The following is a 26,487-nucleotide window of genomic DNA, read 5'->3' as shown; positions in this document are numbered from 1 at the left end:
ACACCAAAACAAAAAAGCCCTCTTGAGCAACAAGAAGGCTTCTACCAATAGAATTATTGGAATTATGCTTTAAGCGCGTTTTGCAATTCTTCCATAGGAACCATTTCTTCCTTGAAAGTATATGCACCTGTTTTAGGAGACTTCACAGCTTTGATAACTTTTGCGAAGTTTTTTCCTGCGGTTTTATCACGAAGCGTAGCGACTACTTTCTTTGCCATTTTAGTATCGTTTTATGAGGTTTTGATTCAAATGATTTTTCAGGATTCTGATAAATCTATGAACCCTTACCATCATTAATTATTTAATTTCTTTGTGAGTAGTATGTTTTTTCAGGAATGGGTTATATTTTTTTAACTCCATACGACCTGTAGTGTTTTTACGGTTTTTAGTCGTAACGTAGCGAGACATACCTGCTACACCGCTTGTTTTTTGCTCAGTGCACTCTAGGATAACCTGTACACGATTGCCTTTCTTCGCCATTGTTTTATGTATTTAATAACTTTAAAATCTATTTTTCGGGCTGCAAAGATACTAAACTCTTGATTATTAACCAAATCTCTTTTAAAAGATTTTTATGAATTTATTAGATTTTGTGCGGCTAAGTACAATTTTATAGACATCTGCGTTGACAATTTTAAAAGAAATGCAATAAATTCGTTTTAATATTATAGTTTTGAACTGTACAGATAAAACAGACCTGAAATCTCATGAACAACACACGCATTAACTTACTGGCTCGTCCGATTGGAAACCCCACACCCGAATGCTGGGAAATAGAAGAAGTAGATACGCCCGATTTACAAGAGAATCAGGTACTGGTGCAAGTACAATATTTATCTATTGACCCTGCCATGCGTGGGTGGATGAATGAGGGGAAATCGTATGTAAGACCTGTGAGAATCGGAGAAATCATGCGTGCTTTAGGGGCTGGGGTTGTGGTAGATTCAAAACACCCGGATTTTAAAGCAGGAGACGCTGTAACAGGTATCACAGGCGTGCAGGAATATGCCGTGATGGATGGAAAAGATTTAGTAAAAGTTGACCCGAATTTCGTGCCTCTGCCAGCCTATTTGGGCACTTTGGGTATGTCAGGTTTAACAGCTTATTTTGGATTGCTGGATACAGGTCAGCCTAAATTGGGTGAAACAGTTGTGGTTTCAGGCGCTGCCGGGGCAGTGGGTAGTGTAGTAGGGCAGATTGCTAAGATTAAGGGTTGTACGGTAGTCGGTATCGCAGGTGGTGAAGAGAAGTGTAAATATGTGGTAGAAGAATTGGGCTTTGATGCCTGTGTAGATTATAAAGCAGGAAACCTGAGAGGGCAATTGAAAGAGGCCTGTATCAATGGTATTGATGTTTATTTTGATAATGTTGGGGGAGAAATATTAGATACGGTACTGACGTTGATTAATATGAAGGCAAGAATAGTGATTTGTGGAGCTATCTCGCAATATAATGCAATTCAGAAACCGGCTGGGCCAAGCAATTATATGTCGTTATTAGTGAATCGTGCCCGCATGGAAGGAATTGTGGTTTTTGATAATGCAGCAAATTATGGCAAGGCGATTAAAGAAATGGCGGGCTGGGTAGCGCAAGGAAAACTCAATGCCAAAGTAGAGATTGCCGAGGGGGGTATTAAGGCATTTCAGGATACTTTGATGAAGCTATTTAAAGGGGAAAATACAGGTAAACTGGTTTTGAAAGTAGCATGATGCCCATCCATTCGGAAACAGATACTATTCACTCAGTTATTCAGACAATCGCCTCGTTACAATCGCGGGGCGATGCTTATTTCCCAAAAGGAATATTTCCCTCTTATCGTCAGAATAAATACCTGCTTTATAAGCGCCCTGATACCAATATCTTTTATACGGCTTCTATCGTCTTTGTAATCAATCAACTCAAACCATATTTGCCTGGTGAATCTCAATTGATTATTGAAGAGATAACAGCCAAAGCCATTCAGAATTACCTTGCCTTTCAGAATAAAGATGGCCTGAAAACTTATAATTTCTGGCAGACGCCTAAAGAGGGGCGGGCTTCTAATCATTTCCCAAACGGCTATATTTTCCGCCATTCAGAACATTTCAGGTTACCTGATGATATTGACGATACCTCCTTAATTTATCTGACTTCACAGGCGAGTAAAGAAGAAGTACTCTGGTTGAAAGAGAAACTACAATTGCACGCCAATCTATCAGAAGGCCCTACCAGAAAAAGACAGGTAAGAAATACTTTTGAATATTATAAAGCCTTAAAAATTTACTCAACCTGGTTTGGGAAAAACATGGCAATTGAGTTTGATGCCTGTGCCTTGTGTAATCTGATGTATTTATTTGAGCAATATCAATTGCCTCGCAACGAGTATGATATAGATTCCTACCAATATCAGGCTGGTATTATTAAGAGGAAAGAGTTTATTAATCACCCATTTCAGGTATCGCACAATTATGCAACCGCTCCCTTGGTAGTTTATCATTTAGCTCGTCTACTTGGAGAATTTCATAATACTCCCTTAGAAGATTATAGAAAAGATTTAATTGAACTTGCCCTTTTACTATTTGAAATAGAAAAAGTAGCAATGAATAAGGTATTGTTACAAACTTCACTTCTAAAGCTAAGTAGACTCAATAGCTTTGGATTTGGAGAAGAAATAGTTAATTGCCTGAAAGCTGAAACGCCACTTAATCTGCAAATACCTGACCCTGATTTTTGTTATTTTTTAGGGCCATTATTGAGTTCTTATGAGCATCCAATCTTACAGTTTTTTGCCCCTATGAAAATCACCCAGATGGATTGGAAATGTGAGGCGCATGAATGGGTTCTGGTTTTGGAGAATCTGATAGAAAGAAGCAAAAATTAACGGTTCGTACTTCGTTATTATCCTTTCGCGTAGAAGATTCTTGTAAATATGATGGCAAATTGGTAGTATAGCATAGTAAATCAGCGCAAAATTTCTCCATCTAAACTTTATGTTATATGTATCTTCGTTTGCCTGCTCATTCGCCAATCAATCGTCATAAGAGTAAATTATTGATTTTTCTATTGACAATTGCCATTGTAGCAGTTGGGTTAATATTGCTGTTGATAAACTACCTGAATGGGAATAAACTGTTTCATAGCTTTCATACCAAGCCTGCGGCTTATCAATTGGAGAATGCCTTTCCGAATCTAAAATTTAATAGTCCGGTGGAATTTGTGCATGCAGGCGATGGGACTAACCGGATTTTTGTATTGGAACAGGAGGGTCTTATTAAAGTATTTGACAATAATCCTTTGGTCAAGGCGGCAAGTACTTATATGGATTTAAAGGATAAAGTAGATGATGGTGGAGAAATGGGTTTACTAGGTATTGCTTTTGATCCTGATTTTAAAGAGAATGGCTATTTCTATGTAAACTATAACCGAAGAAATCCTTTAGAAACAATTATTGCTAGGTTTAAAGCCTATTCTTACAAAGATTCAAGAGTATCAGCAACCTCAGAAACAATACTCATGCGGTTTCCGCAACCTTATGATAATCATAATGGTGGGAAAATAGCTTTTGGCCCGGATGGCTATCTATATATTGCCGTTGGTGATGGGGGAGCATGGGGTGACCAGCATAACTATGCACAGAACAGAAGCTCAATATTAGGTAAAATGTTGCGTATAGATGTGCATAAAACAGATAAGGGAAATTATGGGATTCCGGCGGATAATCCTTATGCAGGTAATACAGAAGGTTTCAGAGAAGAGATTTATGCTTATGGTTTGCGTAACCCGTGGCGGTTTAGCTTTGATTCGAAAACCGGACAAATGTGGGTAGGCGATGTAGGCCAGAATGAATTTGAAGAAATAGACATTGTTACGAAAGGTAGCAATTATGGCTGGCGCTTGAAAGAAGCAAGCCGCTGCTATAACCCCAGAAATGATTGCGACCCATCAAAAACACTGATAGATCCGATTCATCAATACCCTCGGAGCGATGGTGTTTCTGTGACGGGCGGATATGTGTATCATGGCAAAAATATACCTGCACTACAAGGCAAATACCTCTTTGCCGATTATGCCAAAGGAAATATCTGGGCCTTGAGTTTTGATGACATGACCAAAACGGGTCTTGAATTATTAAGCAGTGATGGCGGCTCTGTATCCTCTTTTGGGGTAGATGCCAACGAAGAAATCTATATACTGGACCATTATAGCGGGCGAATCAAGCGATTGGTAGCAAGCAAATAAGCTACCTAGATACGCATAGAAATACCCTGTTCTTTCAGATAATGTTTTAATTCAGGAATACCTATTTCTTTGAAATGGAAGATACTGGCAGCTAATCCGGCATCGGCTTTTCCGGTGGTAAAAACATCGTAGAAATGTTCCATTGTTCCGGCACCGCCAGAGGCAATGATAGGGATATTGGCGTTATCAGAAATCCGGGCAGTTAATTCTAAGGCAAATCCGGCTTTAGTGCCGTCGGTGTCCATCGAAGTCAACAAGATTTCGCCGGCACCTCTGTCTTCTACTTCTTTTGCCCATTCAATGGTGCGTAGCTCGGTTGGTTTTCTGCCACCATGTGTATGAACGATATGTTCCTGAGAACCATTTTCTAAGCTAATATATCGGGTATCAATAGCTACAACTATGCATTGTGAGCCAAATTCTAAAGCCAGTTCATTAATCAAACCGGGATTACGCACAGCCGATGAATTAATTGAAACCTTATCTGCTCCTGCATTCAATAGTTTAGAGACATCAGAAACTGAGCCGATTCCTCCACCTACACAAAAGGGAATATTAACCGTTCGCGCAACCCGACGAACCAGGTCTATCAAAGTTTTACGCTCTTCAACAGTTGCTGTAATATCCAGAAATACTAATTCATCAGCACCTTGCAATGCGTATTCAGCGCCTAATTCAACAGGGTCTCCGGCATCACGTAGGTTCACAAAGTTTGTACCCTTTACCGTACGTCCGTCTTTTATATCTAAACAGGGGATTATTCTTTTGGTAAGCATAGTTTGGTCTATTTGGTGATTGAGTGAATATATTTATTTAGTGAATGAGTGATTAATTTTAAAAATTTCTTAATCATGGAGTTCAATTCTAAAGGTTAATTCCTATAATCACTAAATCACTCATTCACTCAATTCTTTATAAATATTCGGTCTGGCAATCTGCATCATAATGTCAGGATTATCTAATGGCGTGAAGCCGAATTGGGCATACAGGCCGTGGGCATCACGGGTTGCCAGCATCCAGCGTCTCAGGTTCTGTAATTCAGGTAATTGTTGAATACATTCCATCAACCATTTAGAAAGACCTTTACCTCTATCCGACTCTAATACAAATACGTCAGCCAGATAAGCAAAAGTAGCACAATCTGAAATCACACGAGCATAGCCTACCTGTTCGCCAGAGTCTTTATAAATTCCAAAGGCAATTGAACCTGCCGCTGCTCGCTTTACCACATCCATCGGAATTTCCGGTGACCAATAACTGGTTTTCAGGAAATTATGTATTACATCAAACTGCAACAGTTCTTTGTTGGTGCTGATAACGTAGTCCTCTTTTCTGAATTCGTGACTCATACAAATCTGCGTTCAATATCTTTTAAACTAATACGGTTTTCGTAAATAGCTTTGCCGACAATTACTCCGAAAATATTGAGTTCAGCTAATTCTTCCAGATCAGCCATTGAGCTTACACCACCACTGGCAATTACCTTTAAGTCAGGAAATTGTGCCTGCATTTTCTTATATAAATCTACCGATGGGCCTTGTAGCAAACCGTCTTTGGCTACATCGGTACTGATAGTATATTGAATTCCTTTCTGAACCCATTCACCTACAAAATCATAAACCCATACACTGGTTTCTTCTTCCCAACCACTGACTGCGATTTTTTCATTGCGGGCATCAGCGCCTAAAATAATCGTTTCACCACCATAGGTTTGTATCCAAGATTCGAATAAATCAGGGTTTTTAATAGCGATACTTCCTCCGGTAACTTGTTTTGCTCCACAATCAAAAGCTAGTTTGATATCCACATCTGATTGTACACCACCGCCAAAATCAATATGCAGATTAGTTTTTGAAGCGATTGTTTCCAGAACTTTGGCATTGACAATCTTTTTTTGTTTGGCACCATCCAAATCAACCAGATGCAAGCGCTTGATTCCGGCATCTTCAAACATTTTAGCTACTTCAAGCGGATTTTCGTTATAGGTTTTTTTCTGGGAATAATCACCTTGGGTGAGGCGAACACATTTGCCTTCGATGATGTCAATGGCGGGGATGATTTGGAGCATATTCTTGTCGTATTCCGGTAGTATTGTAAAGAAATAGGTTATTGTACCTTCAAAAAATTCTCAAAAATCCTCTGCCCTACATCGCCACTTATCTCAGAGTGAAACTGGGCGGCAAAGAAATTATCTTTTTGTAGCATGGCCGAATATTCGAGCATATAGTTAGTCTTTGCTACGGTATAATCACATAAAGGGGCATAGTATCCGTGGTTATAATAAACGTAGGAATTTTCTGCCAGACCATTGGTTAATTCACAACCATAGCCATAAATATCATTCCAGCCTGTTTGTGGTACTTTGAAGCCTTTAATCTGCGGGAATTTCAGAACAGGTATATCAAATACGCCCAGGCAATCGGTATTGTTTTCTTCCGACGATTGGCAAAGTAATTGCATACCTACACAAGTGCCCAGAAAGGGTTGTTTCAGCGTTGGAATCAGTTTGTCTAAACCATTCTCACGCAGGCTTTTCATGGCTGTACTGGCCTCGCCCACACCCGGAAAAATGATTCTTTCGGCCGAGCGGATGGTGTCGGCATCATCAGACAATTCGTAATCGACACCGATACGCTCTAAGGCATACATGACCGACTGTACATTGCCCGCGTTATATTTAATAATGATGACTTTCAAATTAAGGAAAATTGAAGAGGGTTTATTATGGTGTTGTTATTACAAATCTATAAGTATACATTGATAAATTCAGTACAAAATCAAAAAAGTACTATTATTTCTTTTCTTTATTTAATTTGTGTAAAGGCAATTTAATTAAGAAAATATTAAAACACTACTTTAGGGGGTGTTTGTCCAAAATGGAGAAAAGAACGGCTATTCAGAGGCCAAGTATTATCCTAAAGTAAGTGTTCTGTTTTCTGATTTCGTAGGCTTTACTTTCCTTGCTGAAAGGCTGACACCACAGGAATTGGTAGCCGAACTGGATTATTGCTTTAAGCGCTTCGACCGCATTATAGAGCATAATAAGATTGAGAAAATAAAAACCATTGGCGATGCCTACATGGCTGCCGGGGGTGTTCCGGTTTTAGATAATGAAACACACGTGCGGGTAGCATGAGCCGCGCTTGAAATGCAGGAATGTATCGAGGCTCGCAAACAGCAACGAAAAAAAGAAGATTTGCCATATTTTGAAGCCCGTGTGGGGATTCATACAGGAGAATTGGGGGCAGGCATTGTAGGCGAAAAGAAATTTGCCTTTGACCTTTGGGGAGATACTGTCAACATTGCCTCTCGGGTAGAATCCGTGAGTCTGCCGGGGAAAGTCAATATTTCAGAAGATACCTATCTCTTGATTAAAGACCGTTTTATCTGCTCTGACAGAGGCAAGAAAGACATCAAGAATCGTGGTGAAAAAGGTATGTATTTTGTAGAAAGCGAAATAATGGAGGCTTAATGGCCTCTTTCAATTACTCTGCTTTCTTCTTTTTCATAAATACATAAGCTACTCCTAAATTGGCTCTGAAAATCCCTAAATCAAATTGCTTATTGGCATAAGGAGATAATTCAAACACTCCCTGAAACTGTGGCACTTTTTCGAATGGGGAAACCCGCACGCCCAGATTAAAGCAATAGCCTTCCAGAGGGGCTCTTTTTTGTGGGTCTGTATTCAGATAATTCAGGAAGTTGGCTTTGATACCCGCGCCAACATACATTTTAGCTTTCCCTTTCGTCAGATTGACCATTGGCGAAATCTCTGTGCTTAAAGAAGAAAAGTATGAGTTCATCTGAAACCTGAAATCGAGCCAGACACCTTTATTCGGATTGCTGGCAACCGAAAAAATAGAATTGAAAGGATAATAGGTAAAAGCCTGAGAATAACAAGCGTTGGCAAGCGTAACAAAACAACAGATGAAGAGTAGTTTTTTAAGCATAAGGATAATCAGAATTTCTTGCCGCAAAGTTAAGATAAATATTCTTAGAAATTGGTTGACTTGGGTTTTATGAACCATTTTGAAGAAAAATAATCGTATTTCTAAAAGTTCCTTAGTCCTTAATCTCCTATTTAAAGTAATATAGAGTAAAGCTGATCTCTTTGTTCCTTTTCAATGAAATTTGCAACAAATCGGCACAGATAAGAGTTGAATTTAATAATCTGAAAAAACCTGAACAGATTGATAAACTGTTTAAGTTAATCTTTTCCGTTCAAAATGGCGGTCCGCCGCCACGGTTATTTTTCGCAAATGCTGCGCTAACAAAATCCTCATTTAGCTCTGCTAAACTCCGGTTTTGTTATCTTGCCTTTGCAAAAAATAATTCATTTTGATTCATAAAACCTAACTTAAATAGTTTCTAATATTTTTTTAATTGTATCTGATGTAATAAATGTTGCTTTTTGCGTTTGATTAAGTACAATAAAAAAAGCCACATAAATATAGGCTTATAGCATACGTATATAAGTCTTTTTACCTAATATTGAAAAAAAATTTTGTGCCCTTCAATGAAAGCCTACAAAACTTTGCAAGGATTCGTTATCGAATACCAAAACCAATACTTCCTTTCTCGCCATCAGGACTGGGATTTATTTATTAATCGTGAAGATTTATTTTATGAATTGCAGCGCGAAATACAATTGCTGTCGCCTGTACCAGAGTATAAATCTTTAATTGACAACAGCTTACAGGCTCCTATACAATCGCAGGAGGTATGGGCATCCGGGGTTACCTATATGCGAAGCAGAGATGCGCGTATGGAGGAATCTAAGAAAGCGGGTGGTGATAATTTTTACGACAGAGTGTATGACGCTGAGCGTCCTGAGCTTTTCTTTAAGTCTACCCCACACCGTGTGGTTGGACCAGGACAAAAAGTGCGTATCCGCAAAGATTCTAAATGGAATGTGCCTGAACCTGAACTGACTTTGTTTATTAATTCAAAAGGACAGATTTCTGGCTATACTTGCGGCAATGATATGAGTTCGAGAGATATTGAGGGCGAAAACCCTTTATATCTGCCACAGGCTAAATCATACGATAAGAGTACAGCCATAGGCCCATGTATTACTATCTTAGACGAGCCTATTATTTCGGAGACTCAGATTAAACTTGAAATTATCCGTTTTGATCTTCCTTACTTCACCGATTTCATTGCTATCAATCGGATGAAACGCAAACATACCGAACTGGTTGAATTTCTTTTCCGTGAAACTTCTTTCCCTCATGGTTGTTTCTTAATGACAGGTACGGGCATTGTACCTCCAGATGATTTTACGCTTGAAGTAGGCGATGAAATCAGAATCACGATTGAGGGAATAGGCACTTTAGTAAATACAGTAGAAACAAAATAAATAAACACGCAGAACGAAGACAACAATTCGTTCATAATATCCCTGACATGCAACTCACAGGAAGAAATATCATTGGTTTTGAGACCTTTTCAGAAGGTACTGTGGCCATACAAAGTATTAATCCGGCTACGGGCGAGGCTCTGGCCCCGCTTTTCTTCAAAGCAACCCTTGAAGAACTTGACTATGCCGCTGAGAAAGCAGAGAAAGCTTTTCAGATATACCGCAAAAAATCGGGGTTCGAAAAGGCTAATTTCTTAGAGAAAATTGCCGAAGAAATAGAAAATCTAGGCGATACGCTATTAGAAAGATATATGTTAGAGTCAGGCTTGCCACAAGGCAGAGCCGTAGGTGAAAGAGGCAGAACCACAGGACAATTGCGTTTGTTTGCTCAATTGTTACGCGAGGGTTCATGGGTAAATGCCCGTATTGATGCAAGCATGCCAGACCGCCAGCCGCTTCCACGTGTGGATTTACGTTCGATGGAGCGTCCACTAGGAGTCGTAGGCGTTTTTGGTGCCAGTAACTTCCCTTTAGCATTCTCAGTAGCCGGTGGAGATACTACTTCGGCATTTGCTGCGGGTTGCCCGGTTATTGTAAAAGCGCATCCGGCTCACTTGGGTACTTCTGAATTAGTAGCACAGGCTATACAAAAAGCAGCAGAGGCAACAGGAATGCCTGATGGTGTTTTCTCGATGCTATTTGATGATGGCCATGAAATAGGGATGGCATTGGTGAAACACCCTGCCGTAAAAGCGATTGGCTTCACAGGTTCATTGAAAGGCGGAAAAGCTTTATTTGATGCAGCCGTGAGTCGCCCTGAACCGATTCCGGTATATGCCGAAATGGGTAGTGTGAATCCTGTATTTGTATTGCCTGGAATATTGGCCGAAAAAGGTAGAGCCGTTGCCAATGCCTATCTTGCTTCTGTTACCTTAGGGGTAGGACAGTTCTGTACCAATCCGGGTATTCTGTTCTTGCAGAATGATAAAGATTTTATTGATGAAATAGAAAATAATGCGCCGAATACACAGGGTGGCGTAATGCTCACACCGGGTATCCGTGATGCGTATGTGAGAGGAACCGAACACTCGAAACAATTTACCAAGGTAATGGGTATTGGTAAAGCTCCGGCAGGACATACGGCGGTAGAACCTGTGATTCTTCATACAGATATTGAATCATGGAATGCACAACCGGATCTGGCTGAAGAGATTTTCGGGCCTACGAGCTTGATTGTAGAAGCCAATACCAAAGAAGAAATTCTGATAGCGGCACAAAACCTGACTGGTCACCTGACAGCTACTGTACACGGCACGCAACAGGATCTGGAAGAATATGCCGAACTATTGGCTATTTTAGAGCAGAAAGTAGGTCGATTAATTTTGAATGGTTTTCCGACAGGTGTGGAGGTAGGTCATGCCATGATACATGGCGGGCCATTCCCGGCTACGACTGATTCGCGTTCTACGTCGGTAGGAACAAGAGCGATTACCCGCTTTACCCGTCCGGTAAGTTTTCAGGATTTCCCGGATAGTTTATTACCTGATGAACTGAAAAGTGATAACCCACTAAGTATCTGGCGACTGGTTGATGGGGAGATGAAGAAATGATGATGAGATAAAGTGGTCTTCTCAAAAGTTTTTTATATCAATAATATCGCTAAGGCGCACCTATTGAATATGACCCCACGCTAGGTTGCGAGCGTCCAACCCCTCCCTCCGCTGGCCGTCCCAACGGAGTGGAGGGGATAAAAAAAACTCTCCCAACTGTTGTGGGGCGGCCGTCGCACGGTCGAATTTTCGGTGAATGAGCGGAGTCGAAGTCACTTTTCCACAACATTAAACTACTAATCAACCAATTTCTTTCACAGTGAGGCAAGGTTTTAAAAGTAATGAGTATATTCTCTTTACTCAGAATATTTCAATCACAGGCATATGCCCATTCTTTAATAACAGAAACAGAATGAATTGAAGACTTGTATTCATCTCTTATCATGTTACCAGAGGCATCATAAGAATAAGTCTGAACGTATTGCTCCACATCCTTTCTATAAAAAGTCTTCTTCATAATCTTTCCATCTACTACTTCATAAGCTGTCTGATCATCTAACTGATCCGCAGAATTATAATTCTTTACTACATAGTTATCACCTGTATATTCGGTGGTTCTCTTCTGAAACTGCACCCCATTGGCGTCGTAAGAAATCCAGGCCGTTTCCTGATCTTTGCTGTTATATTTAAAGTTTCTGTAGCCGCCTAAAACATTATTCACCGTAGTATTGATTTTAACAAGAAGATTTTTTGCATTATATTCATAAGTATCTTCAATAGTAGTTTTTTTGTCGGCCGTAATATAAATATATTTTAACATTTTGCCATCGGCTTTATATTCGTATTTAACGACTTCACCTAAAGGCGCTTCATACATAATAACAAGCCCTTTTTCATCATACGTATATCTCCAATAGACTTCAGCCTTATTGGGCGCATAATACTCCTCTTTCTTTCGCTTTCCGTTGGCATGATACTCAAATAAAAATTTTTCCTCTGTAGCCGTCTCCCCGCTCGGATTCAGCCACTTTCGTGTCTCTTTAATCAACTGGTCTTTCTCATTATATATGTACTCTACCTCCAGTTGCTTACTCAAATCTGATAAATTGCTTCGGGTTTTCTTGATCAGCAACCCCTTTGTATTGTATTCATATTTATCGGTTCTTCCCTGAAATATATCTTTGAGTTCTATCAATTGTTTTTTCTCATTATAAGAATAAACTGTGTTGGCACTAACTAAACCGGTTCCTGTAGCTTCTTTATAAGATAATTGCCTGCACTTGTTTTCTTCAGGCTCAGGTGTGATAACTTCTGCTTTGGGTTTGCAGGCAAAAACAAAGCCCAGTAGAATCAGCAAATACGTTGTTCTCTTCATTTCTTTGGTTTTTTATATTTTAGTCACAAAATTTAATCTTTAAATAAGCACAAACTCATGGCAGATTAAATTCCGCGACAATAATAACGAAATTTCGGCTGTCTTTATTGAACACACAAGCGCAATTGCCTAACCTAAGTATGCAATAAAAACCATAATGCATAGATGTGGAAATGACCTTTGGGCAGATGAAATTAATCGCAGCAGCGACCGTCATAGCTTTAAAAGACTTAGGCTAAAAGGTTTGGCTAAAGTAGATGTAGAAATAGGATTGGCTTGTATTGCCATAATCTAAGAAATAAAAAAATAAATAGCCCCAACTTCTATGAATGTTAAAAACAAGAGTTCAGAAAGCGCTCAAAAGCAAAATTTGACCCCACAATTGAAAATCTACTTTAAATATTCAAATCCGTATTCACTTGTTGCATAAAAACAAAAAGCCGCCTCAAATCTGCTTTTGAGCCGGCCCCTTTGTATATACGTGCTTCGTAGATATTAATCCAACAAGCCCATTACATCTTCTGAAATACCAGTGTTTACGAATCCTCCATCATGGAAAAGATTCTGCATCGTTACCATTTTGGTAAGGTCAGAGAAAAGCGTGATTACATAATCTGCACAATCATCGGCTGAAGCATTGCCTAGTGGCGCAATTTTATCAGCAAAATCGTAGAATTTATCAAAACCGCCGATACCTGTACCTGCCGTCGTTTTAGTAGGTGATTGCGAAACGGTGTTTACACGTACTTTTTTTAGTTTACCATAACGGTAGCCATAGCTACGGGCAATTGATTCCAGCATTGCTTTGGCTTCTGCCATATCTGTATAGAATGGGAATGTACGTTGCGCAGCCATGTAAGTCAAAGCAACTACTGAACCCCACTCGTTGATAGCATCCATTTTTTCGGCTACCTGCAAGAATTTATGAAAAGACAGGGCTGATACATCCACACTTTTCATATACCAGTCGTAGTTCAAATCGCCATAAGCTTTGCCTTTACGGATATTTGGCGACATACCGATAGAGTGTAGTACGAAGTCAACTTTTCCGCCTAAAACATCCATTGATTTGGTATAAAGATTTTCAATTTCTTCTACCACAGTTGCATCTGCCGGAATGATTTCTGCCTCACAGGCTTCGGCTAATTTCTTGATTTCGCCCATGCGCATGGCTATTGGGGCATTTGTTAAAACGATTGATGCACCTTCTTCTTTTGCTTTCAGTGCAACTTTCCATGCAATAGACTTCTCATCTAATGCACCTGAAATAATACCTTTCTTACCTTTAAGGAGTCCGTATGCCATGATGTATAAGTTTTAAATCTGTGTACGTAGAGGTGTCTACGAGCGTGTCAAAATAATATTTGGAGTGCCAAAGGTAGTTATTTTCTAAAATAATAAAAAAACATCGGGTGTTTTTGCTTGGCATACCTTTACCTCTACGTATACAGGACTATCACTTATTTCAATGCACCGCTTTCAATTAAATCATCCAGCCGTTCGTAGCCTTCTCTTACGCCGGTTTCCATATTAGATTGCAGCATCATGTCTCTATCAGCAATAGACTGGAATACCGATAAACCAGTTACTCTTGTTCTGTTTCCCGGAAGCGCTTCAAACGTAGCTTTTTCTAAAGATACATGACCTTTGGCTCCTTCAAACTCGAAGGTCTGAGTAATTACTTCTGGTTCATTGACTTCATGGAATACACCTCTGAATCCATATTCTTCCCCTTTTTTTCCGATGTGGATATATCTATATTCTCCGCCACTTCTGGCATCAAATTTATCAACCTGCATTTCGTAGCCTTTTGGCCCGAGCCATTGTTTCAACAATTCGGGGTCAGTATAGGCTTTAAATACCAGTTCTCTTGGTGCTTCAAATTCTCTTGTGATAACAATTTCCTGTTTGCCGGATTCTCCGACAACTTTGGTTTCATTCTTACTTTTCATAATCATTGTTTATTTAATTGTGAATGGATAATTTTAAAATATATGCATTAATCTCAGTTGGAATGTTGGCCATGCACGGCCTTCGACTGCGCTCAGGCGCCGGGCTGGCGCTATTATTTTTAGTTCATTTAAAACTCCAATAGCCTATAAAATTCCTTACTCTTTCTCATAGGCATCCTTCAATTGCTGAATGTCTATTTTATTCATTTGCAGCATGGCATTCAGCACATTCTTTGATTTTACGGGGTTCGGGTCATTCAATAGCTTTCCCAGAGTAGTAGGAATAATCTGCCATGAAACGCCAAACTTATCTTTCAGCCAACCACATCTATCTGGTTTACCTCCGTCTGCGATGAGTTTTTCCCATAAATCATCTACTTCCTCCTGTGTTTCGCAGTTTACGAAGAATGAAACAGCCGGGGTGAAAGAATACAGCGGGCCTCCATCCAGAAGCATAAAGTCTACACCTTCCAACTGAATTTTGGCTGTCATCACTTTATCTCCTGCACGACTGGCGAAGATGGTTTTTGAATTTTTAAAAACAGAAGTGTATAAATCAATGGCTTCTGCCACATTGCCATTGAACCATAAGAACGGCGCGATTTTTTGAGATATTTCCATGATAATTGAGAAGTTTTGTGTGAGTAAAGTATTTGTTAGTTATGGGTTTTTATAGGGTGAGTTTACGTTTGTTGTTTTTAGCGAATGGGTCGTCCAATCGTTTAGTTTTCCACCTAACCAGGCACAGGGCAGAATTAGCACCAAAGCTAAGATTGGATACCATGAGAAAGAGCCGCTTGGGCGAGTCTGCCATACATAGAGATAGCTTATCAGGCTCAACACCAAGTGAAGACATCCAATGATCAAGGCATGTGCCATGGGTTCCTTTGGCGCTAATTTCGCTCCAAGATAAGAACCTACTACACCATATATTTTGTGCCATAAGAAAAAAAGTATCGGAACCAGCCAAGGGCTTTCATTTGATTCATTGATGAAAATCCCATTTTTTGAAAGCAAGTAAGTAGTAAAACCTGATAATATTCTACTTATAAGAAAGCCGGCTACAATAGCGCCAATGCTTTTAAGTGTATTAACCTTCATTGTTCTGATTATCTTTTTGAAGTTTATATAATAAGTTATCCAATGCATCAAACTTATGATCCCATACCTGTTTGTATTGCTCTACCCAGTTGGCTACCTCACTTAATTTCTCCAGTTTGGCTATGCAATAATTTTCTCGTCCTTGCTTCTGAATCACAATCAGTCCGCATTCGGTCAGTATCTTGATATGCTTTGAAACTGCCTGACGGCTGATATCAAAGGTTTCGGCTACTGAATTCAGGTTTAATGCCTGTTTGGCTATTACGCCAATAATTTCTCTTCTGGTGGGGTCGGCAATGGCCTGAAAAACGTCTCGTCTCATATTCGTATCATTGTTAATGCAACTAATCGGTTGCAAATATAAATGCAACTCTTCGGTTGCGCAAATATTTTCTGATATTTTTTATAAAAGAGATTTTATCCATGCAAAGTGAGGGCTTATCAGAGCTTTTATGAGTATCGTCTATACACGGTTGCCGAAAATTGGTTTAAGAAAGATTTATTTGTACTTTTGGAATAAGACAATACTTTACCTATCTATTTTACTAGCACCTGCACCTATGAAAACAGCATTACTCTGTGGTCTTTTTCTTCTATTGACTTTTAGTGCTATTGCTCAGGGTAGATTTTCTTTTTCCGGTACTGTAACCGATGCCACCAGCGGACAACCCATACCGGGGGTAGGCGTATTTTTCTCAGGCATTACCAGAGGAGCGTTAACCGATAGCAGTGGGAAATTTACTATCTATCTACCTAAAAGCGGTTATTCTGTAACTGTCCGGGCTTTAGGGTATAAAATCGAATCTTTTAATATCAATCTGAATCAGAATCTTACAAGAGATATTAAACTCAATCTACGTGTAGACGAGCTGGCTGAAGTGGAAGTAAAAGCTACTAAAGAAGACCGGAACATCAAAGAAACCCAGATGGGAGTAGTGAAGCTGGAAATGAAAAACCTGAAAAAGATTCCGGTGGTATTTGGTGAAACGGATATTATTAAAGCCCTTACGCTACAACCTGGTATCACGACCGTGGGTGAAGGAGCAGGTGGTTTTAATGTAAGAGGGGGGCGGGTTGACCAGAATCTGGTTCTGCTGGATGGAATGCCTATCTATAATACATCACACTTATTGGGTTTTTTAAGTAGTATCAATTCTGATGCCTTATCGGGCGTAACCTTATATAAGGGTGGTATTCCTGCACAATATGGTGGACGTTTATCTTCGCTATTGGAAATGAACACCAAAAGTGGCAATGCAGAAAAACTAACAGGCTCAGTTGGCGTTGGTCTGATTACTAGCAAAGTAGTATTAGAAGGGCCGATTCTGAAAGATAAGCTTACCTTTATGGTAGCGGGTCGGGTAGCATATCCTAATTTCATGATTAGTCAGTTTCCTGAGCCTACTGATAAGAGCAAAGCCTTTTTCTATGATTTCAACGGAAAAGTACAATACAAAATTAATCCTAAAAATATCCTGACGCTGAATAGTTATCGAAGCTACGATAATTTCAAGTTTGCCGACGATACACTCTACTATGCCAAAACGCAAAGCCTGAGTTTGCAATATAGCAGCCTGATCAGTAAAACACTTACGGTGAATGTGCAGGGTATTTATTGCAACTACGATTTTGGCACACAAGGCCGTAGAAAAGATTATGAATTTACGCTTAACTCAAATATAAGGCATAATGAATTGCGCGCCTTTGCTTTATACACACCTAAAGACCAGACAAAAGCCGAAATCGGGGTCAATGCCGTGGATTATAGCATTAGTCCGGGTAATTTAAAGCCGGATGTAAGTACTTCAAGCATCATCACCCTGAATCTGCCTAAAGAATTTGCCCGTGAGATTTCTCCTTATATCAGCATAGACTGGTCGATTACCCCAAAAATAAGTATACAGGCAGGCGCTCGTTATTCTACTTTTCAGAACTTAGGGCCGAAGCAGGTTTTTAATTATGCCGAAGGGCAATCTCGCACTACGCAAAGTATTACGGATAGTGTATCATACGCCAAAAATCAGCTGATTAAACAATATGGAGGGATAGAGCCACGCTTATCACTCCGGTTTGCCATTACCAAAAGCTCGGCTATCAAACTCAGCTATAACCGGATGCGCCAGTATCTGCACCTGATTTCGAATACAACTGCCATTTCTCCGGTTGATTTCTGGAAAGTGTCTGATTCGCATATTCCACCGCAGATTGCCGACCAGTTATCGATAGGTATTTTCAAAAACTTTAAAGACAATACCTATGAGACTTCGATTGAAGCGTATTATAAAGACATTCAGAATCTGGTAGAATATAAGAATGGAGCAAGGTTATATTTTAACCCAACTATTGAAACAGAATTATTAAAAGCTATTGGCAATGCCTATGGAATTGAAGGGAGTATTCAGAAAAACAAAGGTCGTCTGAAAGGTAGTTTATCTTATACTTATTCGAGAACGCTGGCAAGAGTTAATTCTCCTTACCCGACTGAGCAAATCAATAAAGGCCAGTGGTTTCCGTCTACCTTTGATAAACCACATAATCTGGCGCTGTCTATTCAGCAATTTATCAGTAATGGCTGGACATTCTCTGCCAATTATGTCTATGCCTCTGGCCGTCCGGCTACTTATCCTGACCGTACTTATCGATTATTAGGTAAAACAGTCATTGATTATTCGGCAAGAAATTTAGACCGTATTCCTGATTACCATCGCCTGGATATGTCTTTATTGAAAGATACCCGCAAAACCCCTGAGCAGAAGAAATATTATACTATCGCGCTTTCGTTTTATAATGTCTACGGGCGTCGGAATCCGTACTCAGTTTATTTTGTGCGCTATAATAATTCTATTCGTGCGTATCGTTTATCTGTTTTCGGAAATATCATACCTGCGGTGGCTGTTACTTACAATTTTTAAAAAAGATGAAACGAAATATATTATTCATAATTGCCGCTATCCTTGTTCAGCTATCATGTGTAGAACAGGTAGAATTACCTTACCGGAATGAAACGCCTGTACTGGTAGTTGATGGTGAAATAACCAACGAAGTTCCACCTTATAATCTTCGCTTGAGCTATTCAGGCAAATTTGTTTCTGGCAGCATCATTACTTCCAGATTGGCTGTAAATGGGGCGAGAGTTATTCTGACAGATGATGCGGGCAATTCGGTGCGTTTTCGTCAGAATATTTATGAACCGGCCCTGTATCAGACAGATAATGAGTTCCGGTGTCAGGTGGGGCGTTCGTACTCGTTGCGTATTGAAATGCCTGATGGCAAGGTATATATTACCAAGCCACAATTAATGAAAGGAGTATCGCCTATCTCGAATATTTATGCCGATAAAACAAAGGGCTTTGTGCGTACTTATATAGATACCAAAGATGCCGAAAACTCAGTGGATTATTATCGCTGGAAGAGCTATTCGATTTCTTTGAAAATCACCAAAGGTGGCGGTGCTAATACCTGTGCTTTTTCGTGTTGGGCGTATAACCGCGATGATGGTGCTAATGTTTTTGCAGATACTTATATCAACGGTAAAGAAATAAAGAAACGTCTGGTACATTTTTCGCCTATTGACCCTGATGCACCCTTGGCAAAACATTATATTGAAGTAAAACAGATGTCGATTTCGGAAGAGTCTTATCTTTTCTGGCAGCAGTATGAAGAACAAAGAACACGTACGGGAAGTATTTTTGACCCTTTACCTTCGACTATTATCGGGAACATTGTCAATGAAAAAGATGATAAGGATTTTGCTCTGGGCTTTTTTGGTGTTTCAGGAGTCAGTACTAAACGCCTGACAGTAGACCCATCATCGGTTAGTTTTTCTGATGAGCCTAGTTTCGGGCTTTTACCGCCTTTAATACCTGCTGAGAAACCTACTACCAATTGCCAGACAGCCTATCCGGGGTATGGCTGTACACCGCCAGTAGTATGGCAGTAGGGGTATTTATAGCTTTTGTATCAAGGCAATTGATGGGTTGGATTTTAGCCCTGGTTTTAAAACTAAGAAACAATTATGAAGAATATAATTAAAACAGTATTATTAGGTAGCCTGATTGCAAGCATCGTTGCTTGTGAAAAGAATCCTGCTGAATTAATAGATGAGTCGCCTACTTTAGAAGAAGCTCCGGTTTACACACCAGACTCACCCATGTGGCGAAAACTTAATTCGCCCGTTTCCTATTCTTTTACAGATGGTGTAGTAAAAACTGAATCAGAAAACCTGTATACCTGTGTATTGGGCAGGCCCGATACAACTAATGACCATCTGGCAGTTGATAACAAAAGCCGGATTGACATGATGGGTAATATTGATGCACAAACTACTATAACAGGTACTTATGCACCAGACGGTGATTTCTGGAACCTCAAGAAGATAGAGGGCAATCCGCGATTTGGCTCTCTGTTGTTGGGGCCGTTTGCAGTATTTGGCAGAAGAGAAGTAGAATACTTTTCATTGTTTGGCGGAGGCTATTATTTCAACGAAAGTTTTCCTGATGGTATGAACTATTATCTGGATTCCTGGATGATAACAGATTTCAATCAGACTGGCGATATAGTGGGCAAGGGTGTATTAACAGGCTGCATGGTAAATAATGGCGGATATTTTATTGAAAATAATGCAGGTAAACAACTGTGGTTTATCAGCAGGATTCGGGTATATGAGAAACGTAAGCCATTTCCCTATAGTTTTCTTGGGAAGTTTGCGATGGCATCGGCTGAGGTGAATAAAAAGGAAGTGGGCTTTTTGCTATCAGAGAGTGAAAGCGAAAAGATACCTACCAGAGAGTTTTATCAATACAATGATGCAGACGATACCTGGGTCAGAAAAGCAGATTTCCCTGGTGATGATCGATATGAAGGGTGCATTTTTGGCGTAAAAGATAAAATCTATTATGGACTCGGACAAAGTAAAACAGAAGCCAAGGGTTTCAGAGACATCTGGCAATATGACCCGGTGACTGATAAATGGACTAAATTTGCTACCTATCCGGGTAGTGGCAATATTAAAATAGCTACGGGTAAGGTATCAGGAAAAGTCTATATGGGTTTTGGCTATTATGTAGGCGCTACCAAAATCAATACAGAGAAATATATTGGCGTATCAGACTTCTGGGAGTTTGTGCCGAGCCGGAAATAAAAAACCGTCTTCCAAAATGAAAGACGGTTTATTGGTTTTTAGTTATTGATTATTTGAGCTTTAAAATCTTTAGAATATATATTTATTCTCCTCAATCATGGCTTCCGCTACACGGCGGCGTGCATTTTTAAGGTTAAATGGTTCAATCTTAGTAAAACGCTTCAAGCCCATCAGCATCACTCTCAATTCATCGCCTTCGGCAAATGAAGTGATAGCCTCACGACCAGCGGTATTCACTCTGTTTACGGCTTCCTGCAAGTAAATCAAGGCCATGTCTTTTTGTAGGGCTACTGCACTTTCACCTTTAATGCCAATCAGTTTTTCAACTCTTAATAAAGTTGATTCGGCAACATAAATCTCAATAGCCATATCTGCCAGATTCATCAGGATTTCCTGCTCGTTAGATAAGGCCATCATGAATTTCTGTACGGCTGAACCTGCTACCATTAAAGCAGCTTTTTTCAGGTTTTTCAAGACTTTCTTTTCTGCGGCGAATGGGGTATCATCGTCTGAGGCTCCAAAATCAGGAATAGACATAATTTCTTTAGCAACGGCCATCGCAGGTGTCATCAAATCGATTTCTCCTTTCAGGGCGCGTTTCAGAAGCATATCAATAATCAACATACGGTTGATTTCGTTGGTGCCTTCAAAAATACGGTTGATGCGGGCATCACGATAAGCGCGCTCCATTGGTGCATCAGCCGAATAACCCATACCGCCATATACCTGCAAGCTTTCGTCAACGGTATAATCTAATACCTCTGAGCTATGTACTTTCATAATGGCACACTCAATCGAGAATTGCTCCAAAGCTTTTAGTTTCGCTTCGGCATCGTTCAGTCCTTGTGCTTTCAGGTCTAAAATAGCATCATCAATATTTTGTCCGGCTCTGTAATTAGCAGATTCAGAAGCAAAAATACGGGTTGCCATTTCAGCCAGTTTATATTTGATAGCCCCGAAAGTAGCAATAGAAACACCAAATTGTTTGCGCTCGTTGGCGTAATTAATGGCATGACCTATTGAACCTTTCGAACCACCGATTACGGCAATACCTAATTTGATACGACCGATATTCAGGATATTTACGGCAATTTTAAAACCATTTCCACGGCTTGAAAGCATGTTTTCAACGGGCACATGGCAATCGTTGAAGAAAATCTGGCGGGTATCTGAGCCTTTGATACCTAGTTTATGCTCAGGCTCATTCATGGTGATACCACCAAAAGTTTTTTCGATGATGAAGGCCGTCAAGTTTTTATCGGGAGCCGTCGCTCCATCGTCAATTTTAGCAAAAACAATGAACAAATCTGCGAAACCACCATTGGTAATCCACATTTTTTGTCCGTTAATGATATAATGCTTGCCATCGGCAGACAAAACCGCTTTTGCTTTACCTGAATTGGCATCAGAACCTGAATCAGGCTCTGTTAAGCAATAGGCTGCTTTCCATTCGCCTGTGGCTAATAAAGGTAAATATTTAGCTTTTTGCTCTTCGTTACCATAATATACAATCGGCAAAGTACCGATACCCGTATGGGCTGACTGCGCAACTGAAAACGAATGACCTTGTCCCAATGCCTCTGCCACAAGCATAGAGGTATTGAAACTCATGCCAAATCCACCGTATTCTTCCGGTACTGCTGTGCCTAGTAATCCTAGTTCTCCGGCTTTAGTCATCAATGACGACATCAACTCAGGAGATTTAGCATTATCAATTTCAGTGAGACGTGGATGGATTTCTGTACGCAAAAAATCGCGACAGGTTTCGGCAATCATTAGTTGTTCTTCTGAAAACTCTTCCGGAATGAAAATCTGATGTGCTTCTACATCTTTTATCAAGAACTCTCCTCCTTTAATAGAGGCCTTATTTTCAGTTGCTACCATAGTATTAATAGTAATTTTTGTCAGAATAGACAGTATCGCAATTGTTATGCGTGCATACTGTTACAAAGATAAAGAATTTTAAAAATATTATGCAAGCATACTATTGATTTTTTTTAGAGGATTAGCAAAGCTTATTTTTTACGGACTAAACGGTGTAGTGCTTCACCGTTTTTGTAAACGGGTTTTTCGTCGGCATCGTTGGTCTGAATGAGTTTAAAGAGTGTAACAGTATCATTTTTTGAGTGGAAACCATATTCATCAGCAATGCCATTATTGTTAAGTATAATAATGTCTCCGTCTTCATTGGCAGCGCAATCGCCATTGATACAAAGCGTATAAGTGAGGTATTTGTCCCAGCCTTTTATCTGCCCGAAACGGTCGAATTGTAGCAAAGTGCCAAGCGTATCGGCCTGAATAATATGCCAGTTTCCTTCCAAAACTCTTTTATTAACAGCAGCCTGAAAAGCCGCTGAGGGTTTTACATTCTTGTCAATCAGACTATTATCTGCCCGAATGAAAGTATAAGTGCGGTTCAGGGATTTATCAAAAAAGGAGAGGGTTTTTCTGGTTGGATTATAGATGATTTCGGTGAAGGGATCCTGGTTTAATTTCAAGCGCAGGGTATCACCGCTTCTTTTGAAAGGTAGGGTAAAGGTTTCTACCTGTCCGTTGAAGACGGTGATAGAATCGGGTGTATGGCTATTTAATAACAGCTCGGTTTCATAAAAAGGAAACTGCTCGGCTACTCCCTGAGGAGATAGGGTTTTATCTAGTGTAATCAGATAATCTCTGCTAATCCAGTGACCTGATATGTCTGACAATGTTTTTTGGCTTTCGCTGGTACTACTATCGCAGGCATTTAATAAAACGACTAAAGTTATAAGAAGCAGATAATGCAGTTTTTTCATTGAAATGATGTGTATTGTTTTTATCAGCAAATATACAATTGATATGTGTATGACGATTTTTCAAATCGTCAAAATTCGGTAGAATTTTATCGTCTTGCTACGAAAAGAGAAAATAACACTGGTTATCCTTACTTGCTAGGCGACGATTTAAAAAATCGTCATACACAAAAAATCAGCTAAGAAGTCTTCTTAGCTGATTTTTATATAAAATTATCAACCTTTTATTCTCTTTCTAATCTCAGCCAATGAATCATCAATCAATAGTTTCCCATCTCTGAAAACCTCTCTTAATTCTCCTTGTTTTTCTTCGGCCCAGGTACATTGGTCTTTTAGGTGATAATGCCCATTCTCATCTTTGTAAATCTGTATGAGACCTTTGGCAGATTTTTTTGTGCCATCGTCAGTAATAGGGTCTTTATAGATTTCTCTGCCCTCTCCATTTACTTCACCATAGGTAGCTTTCATGGCAAAGCCGAAAGTGTCACGGGTATTGAATTGATAGGTGTAGGAACCAACCCCTAAAACTACATTAGTGGAGGCAAAACCTTTTTGTTTCAATCTTTCGCAAATTTGGGTAGCTCTCTCCATGTTGATACTATCGCCATAAATAGCGCCTATCTGAGGAATTAATTCTTTATAGCCTTTGGCATTGGTAGTACCACCGAAGGTATCCCAAAGCAATTCAATGACTCCTTTCTTTTCTTCAATGGTCTTTCCATTTGGATTTCCACAGATAATATCCACTGGGTCGCCTGAATCCGGGCGGATTACTACTTTGCCTGCTCTATTAGTAATTTCATCTTTCAAGGCAGGCAGATATTCAGTTAAGACTTTCCATAAATCCCAGGTATCAGACACAATGGATACGATACCTTTCGGATATATTTCTGTAATCAGACGTTTAAAAGTTTCATATTCACCTTCGTTAGTCCCCATACACATAACCGAGTGTTCGGTAGCAGCTACAGAGCCACCAATGAGTTCTTTATCTGAATTGGCATTGTAATAATGCTCTAAAAAGAGCAAGGTAGGAATCGTATCTGTACCCGTAAAACTCAACAAATGCCCTCCTCCGGAAGTTATACTGGCCTCGACACAGCCCATGCCACGCATCGAAAAATCATGTGCCTGCCAATCTACAAACTCAGGTACTGATGAGGTTTCTTGCGCATATTTATCCAGAATTTTACGGTATTGTTTGGCTATGGTGGCCGAAGTACAAGGCACCCAGATGGCAGTTGAAAGCAAGGTTTCGAAATAATTGGTCAACCAGAAAAACTCTGGCTTGGTATTATACATCGTAAACATAGGCACGCGAACAGGCACACTTACACCTTCAGGCAATGCCTTGAAAACCATTGGGATATAGCCTAAATCATGCAAGGCTTCAATATGGGCAGTTCCTACCTGATTTTCTCCCAGATAATTATTAATAAAACGCGCATATTGATTGACAACCACTTCTTTTGGTTGATTGAAAAAGTGATTGGTAAAGTCTTCGATGATATATTTTTTAAGAAAATATTGCAAACCAAAGAACACCACTTCCTGAATATTTTCATATCGGCTTTTTCTGGGTGTCCAGTTAGAATATACTAAGCTTGTACTTGCTGGGTATTGTCTGCGATGGTCTACTTTATAGCCATCGGTTAATAATAAAGGATTCATAGCTGATTGCTTATATTAATTTATTTATTTCTTCCTTTTTCGTTTGGATACAGGCTCGGTAAAGGGTCACTTTGCCAGAATTCTTTGGTGTCTATATCCATAATGGTGAGGCTTCCAGTAAAGGCAGCGCCAGTATCTACATTCCAGACATTGCAACCATTCATTGGTACTGTAACATCATAGTTAAGTGTAGGTGTATGCCCGATAAAAATTTCTTTGAACTGCAATAGCCTTTTTGGGTAAAGCTTTGAATCTTTTCTTATATGTTTATCCATCGTCAAGGCCATTTCCCAGAGCGTTCTATCCCATTTAAAATTGGATGAATGAAATTCATGAGAAGGTCCGTGTATTGAAGTAAAACCTGCATGAACAAAAAGCCTGTTCTCTTCATCTACATGATAAAGATTCATCCATTCAAAGAAATTCAGATGAGCTTCCCGCTCAATATCTTCAAGAAGTTCATAACTTTTCAAGGTTGATTTTCCTCCATGAAAAAACCAGGTTTTATCCAGCTCACCCTCTCTCAGCCAATCCTCACACCAGGTATCATGGTTGCCTTTAATGAATATACAATACTGTTTCTGGTCTAACTCCATCAGAAACTGAATAAGCTGGGCAGATTCACTCCAGCCATCTACATAATCGCCCAGAAAAATGAGGGTGTCTTGTTCTGTCACAGAAGCTCTTTCGAGTACCTGTTTTAAGGCTTTTAAACCACCGTGTATATCTCCTATCACTAAAGTTCTGGATTTCATAGCTGTATGTATTTCGGGTCTACTGAGTCAGTCAACCAGACACCATTATCTGACTGATAAAATAGTAAACCATCCTGCTGCATCTGGGTTGCGTTAATAGTCAAAATCACAGGCTTACCATGTCTTGCCCCCACTTTATGGGCGGTTTCTGTATCTTTACTCAAATGCACATACTGGCGATTCATTTTCTGGATACCTTTTGCAAGAATAGAGTCCAGATTTTTTTGCGCTGTGCCGTGATACAGTACCTCCGGTGGTGCAACAGGCTGTAGCGCCAAATCTATTTCTACTGAATGTCCTTGATTCGCGCGGATTTGGGTTTTGTCTCCGTTAAAAGAAAAACGCTTTTTATCATTGGTTGTTACAATTTCTTCTAATTCTTCCATCGAAAAACGTTTGCCTTTTGTAGCTGATTTCTGCATTAATTCTGCTACGTCAGCCCAGCCGTTTTCGTTGAGTATCAGACCAATTTCCAGTGGCTGATGCCTGAGCACCAGACTGAGAAATTTGCTGATTGATTTTTTATGTTCTTCTGTCATGTGTTATTCGATTTTAAAACTAAGCAGTAAATAAATGA

The 26,487-nt window shown here is 39.7% G+C and carries 27 protein-coding genes and 1 pseudogene; 10 read left to right on the top strand and 18 right to left on the bottom strand.

What is annotated here, in order from left to right; translation table 11 throughout:
- Nucleotides 1-62 precede the first annotated feature (62 nt).
- Nucleotides 63-218, bottom strand: coding sequence for a DUF4295 domain-containing protein (locus ACYVFA_RS00670; protein ID WP_015029008.1), 156 nt, complete (start codon nucleotides 216-218; stop codon nucleotides 63-65).
- A 79-nt stretch (nucleotides 219-297) separates the two neighbouring features.
- The gene (rpmG, locus tag ACYVFA_RS00665) at nucleotides 298-480 is read right to left on the bottom strand and encodes a 50S ribosomal protein L33 (protein WP_116983688.1); all 183 of its coding nucleotides are present in this window, start codon (nucleotides 478-480) and stop codon (nucleotides 298-300) included.
- 227 nt (nucleotides 481-707) lie between these two features.
- Between rpmG and ACYVFA_RS00660 the strand changes: the two genes are divergently transcribed.
- From ACYVFA_RS00660 to ACYVFA_RS00650, 3 genes are all read left to right on the top strand, one after another.
- Complete coding sequence (locus tag ACYVFA_RS00660) at nucleotides 708-1,709, top strand: NADP-dependent oxidoreductase (protein ID WP_460469851.1); 1,002 nt, start codon at nucleotides 708-710, stop codon at nucleotides 1,707-1,709.
- Entirely contained in the window at nucleotides 1,706-2,860 is a 1,155-nt protein-coding gene (locus tag ACYVFA_RS00655; RefSeq protein ID WP_460469850.1) for a hypothetical protein, read from the top strand. The genes ACYVFA_RS00660 and ACYVFA_RS00655 overlap by 4 nt, the downstream gene beginning before the upstream one ends.
- 116 nt (nucleotides 2,861-2,976) lie before the next feature.
- A complete protein-coding gene (locus ACYVFA_RS00650; RefSeq protein WP_460469849.1) occupies nucleotides 2,977-4,218 on the top strand; it encodes a PQQ-dependent sugar dehydrogenase in 1,242 nt (413 codons plus the stop codon).
- Between the two features lie 5 nt (nucleotides 4,219-4,223).
- On the opposite strand, the gene hisF is transcribed toward ACYVFA_RS00650, so the two are convergent.
- The 4 genes from hisF to hisH all read right to left on the bottom strand — a co-directional run bounded on the left by hisF (nucleotide 4,224) and on the right by hisH (nucleotide 6,915).
- Complete coding sequence (gene hisF, locus ACYVFA_RS00645; RefSeq protein WP_460469848.1) at nucleotides 4,224-4,994, bottom strand: imidazole glycerol phosphate synthase subunit HisF; 771 nt, start codon at nucleotides 4,992-4,994, stop codon at nucleotides 4,224-4,226.
- A gap of 120 nt (nucleotides 4,995-5,114) precedes the next feature.
- Nucleotides 5,115-5,567, bottom strand: a complete 453-nt coding sequence (locus tag ACYVFA_RS00640) for a GNAT family N-acetyltransferase (RefSeq protein WP_460469847.1) — start codon at nucleotides 5,565-5,567, stop codon at nucleotides 5,115-5,117.
- On the bottom strand, nucleotides 5,564-6,286 hold the full coding sequence (gene hisA, locus ACYVFA_RS00635) for a 1-(5-phosphoribosyl)-5-[(5-phosphoribosylamino)methylideneamino]imidazole-4-carboxamide isomerase (protein WP_460469846.1): 723 nt from the start codon (nucleotides 6,284-6,286) through the stop codon (nucleotides 5,564-5,566). The genes ACYVFA_RS00640 and hisA overlap by 4 nt, the downstream gene beginning before the upstream one ends.
- A gap of 38 nt (nucleotides 6,287-6,324) precedes the next feature.
- Complete coding sequence (gene hisH / locus ACYVFA_RS00630) at nucleotides 6,325-6,915, bottom strand: imidazole glycerol phosphate synthase subunit HisH (protein WP_460469845.1); 591 nt, start codon at nucleotides 6,913-6,915, stop codon at nucleotides 6,325-6,327.
- Between the two features lie 166 nt (nucleotides 6,916-7,081).
- Here hisH and ACYVFA_RS00625 point away from each other — a divergent pair.
- A pseudogene (locus ACYVFA_RS00625) lies at nucleotides 7,082-7,690 on the top strand (adenylate/guanylate cyclase domain-containing protein).
- A 13-nt stretch (nucleotides 7,691-7,703) separates the two neighbouring features.
- Here ACYVFA_RS00625 and ACYVFA_RS00620 read toward each other — a convergent pair.
- Nucleotides 7,704-8,168: a hypothetical protein gene (locus ACYVFA_RS00620; RefSeq protein WP_460469844.1), complete on the bottom strand. Its 465-nt coding sequence runs from the start codon at nucleotides 8,166-8,168 to the stop codon at nucleotides 7,704-7,706.
- A gap of 566 nt (nucleotides 8,169-8,734) precedes the next feature.
- On the opposite strand from ACYVFA_RS00620, the gene ACYVFA_RS00615 reads away from it, so the two are divergent.
- Together ACYVFA_RS00615 and ACYVFA_RS00610 are read left to right on the top strand one after the other, a co-directional pair.
- Nucleotides 8,735-9,577: a fumarylacetoacetate hydrolase family protein gene (locus tag ACYVFA_RS00615; RefSeq protein WP_460469843.1), complete on the top strand. Its 843-nt coding sequence runs from the start codon at nucleotides 8,735-8,737 to the stop codon at nucleotides 9,575-9,577.
- A 47-nt stretch (nucleotides 9,578-9,624) separates the two neighbouring features.
- A complete protein-coding gene (locus ACYVFA_RS00610) occupies nucleotides 9,625-11,187 on the top strand; it encodes an aldehyde dehydrogenase (NADP(+)) (protein WP_460469842.1) in 1,563 nt (520 codons plus the stop codon).
- 310 nt (nucleotides 11,188-11,497) lie between these two features.
- Here the strand turns inward: ACYVFA_RS00610 and ACYVFA_RS00605 are convergent, their stop codons facing one another.
- Nucleotides 11,498-12,502, bottom strand: coding sequence for a hypothetical protein (locus ACYVFA_RS00605; RefSeq protein WP_460469841.1), 1,005 nt, complete (start codon nucleotides 12,500-12,502; stop codon nucleotides 11,498-11,500).
- Nucleotides 12,503-12,659: 157 nt separating this feature from the next.
- Between ACYVFA_RS00605 and ACYVFA_RS00600 the strand changes: the two genes are divergently transcribed.
- A complete protein-coding gene (locus ACYVFA_RS00600; protein WP_460469840.1) occupies nucleotides 12,660-12,797 on the top strand; it encodes a hypothetical protein in 138 nt (45 codons plus the stop codon).
- Between the two features lie 200 nt (nucleotides 12,798-12,997).
- Here the strand turns inward: ACYVFA_RS00600 and ACYVFA_RS00595 are convergent, their stop codons facing one another.
- From ACYVFA_RS00595 to ACYVFA_RS00575, 5 genes are all read right to left on the bottom strand, one after another.
- A complete protein-coding gene (locus ACYVFA_RS00595) occupies nucleotides 12,998-13,807 on the bottom strand; it encodes an enoyl-ACP reductase FabI (RefSeq protein ID WP_460469839.1) in 810 nt (269 codons plus the stop codon).
- Nucleotides 13,808-13,962: 155 nt separating this feature from the next.
- The gene (locus ACYVFA_RS00590) at nucleotides 13,963-14,454 is read right to left on the bottom strand and encodes an SRPBCC family protein (protein WP_460469838.1); all 492 of its coding nucleotides are present in this window, start codon (nucleotides 14,452-14,454) and stop codon (nucleotides 13,963-13,965) included.
- 156 nt (nucleotides 14,455-14,610) lie between these two features.
- Nucleotides 14,611-15,075 (bottom strand): VOC family protein, encoded by a 465-nt coding sequence (locus ACYVFA_RS00585; RefSeq protein ID WP_460469837.1) that lies wholly within the window; start codon nucleotides 15,073-15,075, stop codon nucleotides 14,611-14,613.
- A gap of 39 nt (nucleotides 15,076-15,114) precedes the next feature.
- Nucleotides 15,115-15,555, bottom strand: coding sequence for a hypothetical protein (locus ACYVFA_RS00580; protein ID WP_460469836.1), 441 nt, complete (start codon nucleotides 15,553-15,555; stop codon nucleotides 15,115-15,117).
- The gene (locus tag ACYVFA_RS00575) at nucleotides 15,545-15,877 is read right to left on the bottom strand and encodes an ArsR/SmtB family transcription factor (protein WP_460469835.1); all 333 of its coding nucleotides are present in this window, start codon (nucleotides 15,875-15,877) and stop codon (nucleotides 15,545-15,547) included. The genes ACYVFA_RS00580 and ACYVFA_RS00575 overlap by 11 nt, the downstream gene beginning before the upstream one ends.
- 238 nt (nucleotides 15,878-16,115) lie before the next feature.
- On the opposite strand from ACYVFA_RS00575, the gene ACYVFA_RS00570 reads away from it, so the two are divergent.
- The 3 genes from ACYVFA_RS00570 (at nucleotide 16,116) to ACYVFA_RS00560 (ending at nucleotide 20,695) form a co-directional block, all read left to right on the top strand.
- The gene (locus tag ACYVFA_RS00570) at nucleotides 16,116-18,467 is read left to right on the top strand and encodes a TonB-dependent receptor (protein ID WP_460469834.1); all 2,352 of its coding nucleotides are present in this window, start codon (nucleotides 16,116-16,118) and stop codon (nucleotides 18,465-18,467) included.
- Between the two features lie 5 nt (nucleotides 18,468-18,472).
- A complete protein-coding gene (locus ACYVFA_RS00565; protein WP_460469833.1) occupies nucleotides 18,473-19,495 on the top strand; it encodes a DUF4249 domain-containing protein in 1,023 nt (340 codons plus the stop codon).
- A gap of 75 nt (nucleotides 19,496-19,570) precedes the next feature.
- Nucleotides 19,571-20,695, top strand: coding sequence for a Kelch repeat-containing protein (locus ACYVFA_RS00560; RefSeq protein ID WP_460469832.1), 1,125 nt, complete (start codon nucleotides 19,571-19,573; stop codon nucleotides 20,693-20,695).
- Nucleotides 20,696-20,764: 69 nt separating this feature from the next.
- Here ACYVFA_RS00560 and ACYVFA_RS00555 read toward each other — a convergent pair whose 3' ends face one another.
- The 5 genes from ACYVFA_RS00555 to ACYVFA_RS00535 all read right to left on the bottom strand — a co-directional run bounded on the left by ACYVFA_RS00555 (nucleotide 20,765) and on the right by ACYVFA_RS00535 (nucleotide 26,449).
- Entirely contained in the window at nucleotides 20,765-22,579 is a 1,815-nt protein-coding gene (locus tag ACYVFA_RS00555; protein WP_460469831.1) for an acyl-CoA dehydrogenase family protein, read from the bottom strand.
- A gap of 131 nt (nucleotides 22,580-22,710) precedes the next feature.
- Nucleotides 22,711-23,487, bottom strand: a complete 777-nt coding sequence (locus tag ACYVFA_RS00550; RefSeq protein WP_460469830.1) for a hypothetical protein — start codon at nucleotides 23,485-23,487, stop codon at nucleotides 22,711-22,713.
- Nucleotides 23,488-23,700: 213 nt separating this feature from the next.
- Nucleotides 23,701-25,155 carry a nicotinate phosphoribosyltransferase gene (locus ACYVFA_RS00545; protein ID WP_460469829.1) on the bottom strand — a complete coding sequence of 485 codons (1,455 nt, stop codon included), beginning with the start codon at nucleotides 25,153-25,155 and terminating at the stop codon, nucleotides 23,701-23,703.
- Between the two features lie 20 nt (nucleotides 25,156-25,175).
- Nucleotides 25,176-25,910 carry a metallophosphoesterase family protein gene (locus tag ACYVFA_RS00540; RefSeq protein WP_460469828.1) on the bottom strand — a complete coding sequence of 245 codons (735 nt, stop codon included), beginning with the start codon at nucleotides 25,908-25,910 and terminating at the stop codon, nucleotides 25,176-25,178.
- Nucleotides 25,907-26,449 carry an RNA 2'-phosphotransferase gene (locus ACYVFA_RS00535; RefSeq protein WP_460469827.1) on the bottom strand — a complete coding sequence of 181 codons (543 nt, stop codon included), beginning with the start codon at nucleotides 26,447-26,449 and terminating at the stop codon, nucleotides 25,907-25,909. The genes ACYVFA_RS00540 and ACYVFA_RS00535 overlap by 4 nt, the downstream gene beginning before the upstream one ends.
- Nucleotides 26,450-26,487: the final 38 nt, after the last annotated feature.

It is taken from the genome of Emticicia fontis (genome assembly GCF_054779675.1).
Note: the sequence above shows the minus strand (reverse complement) of the source record. Positions and strands in the feature narration are given on the sequence as shown.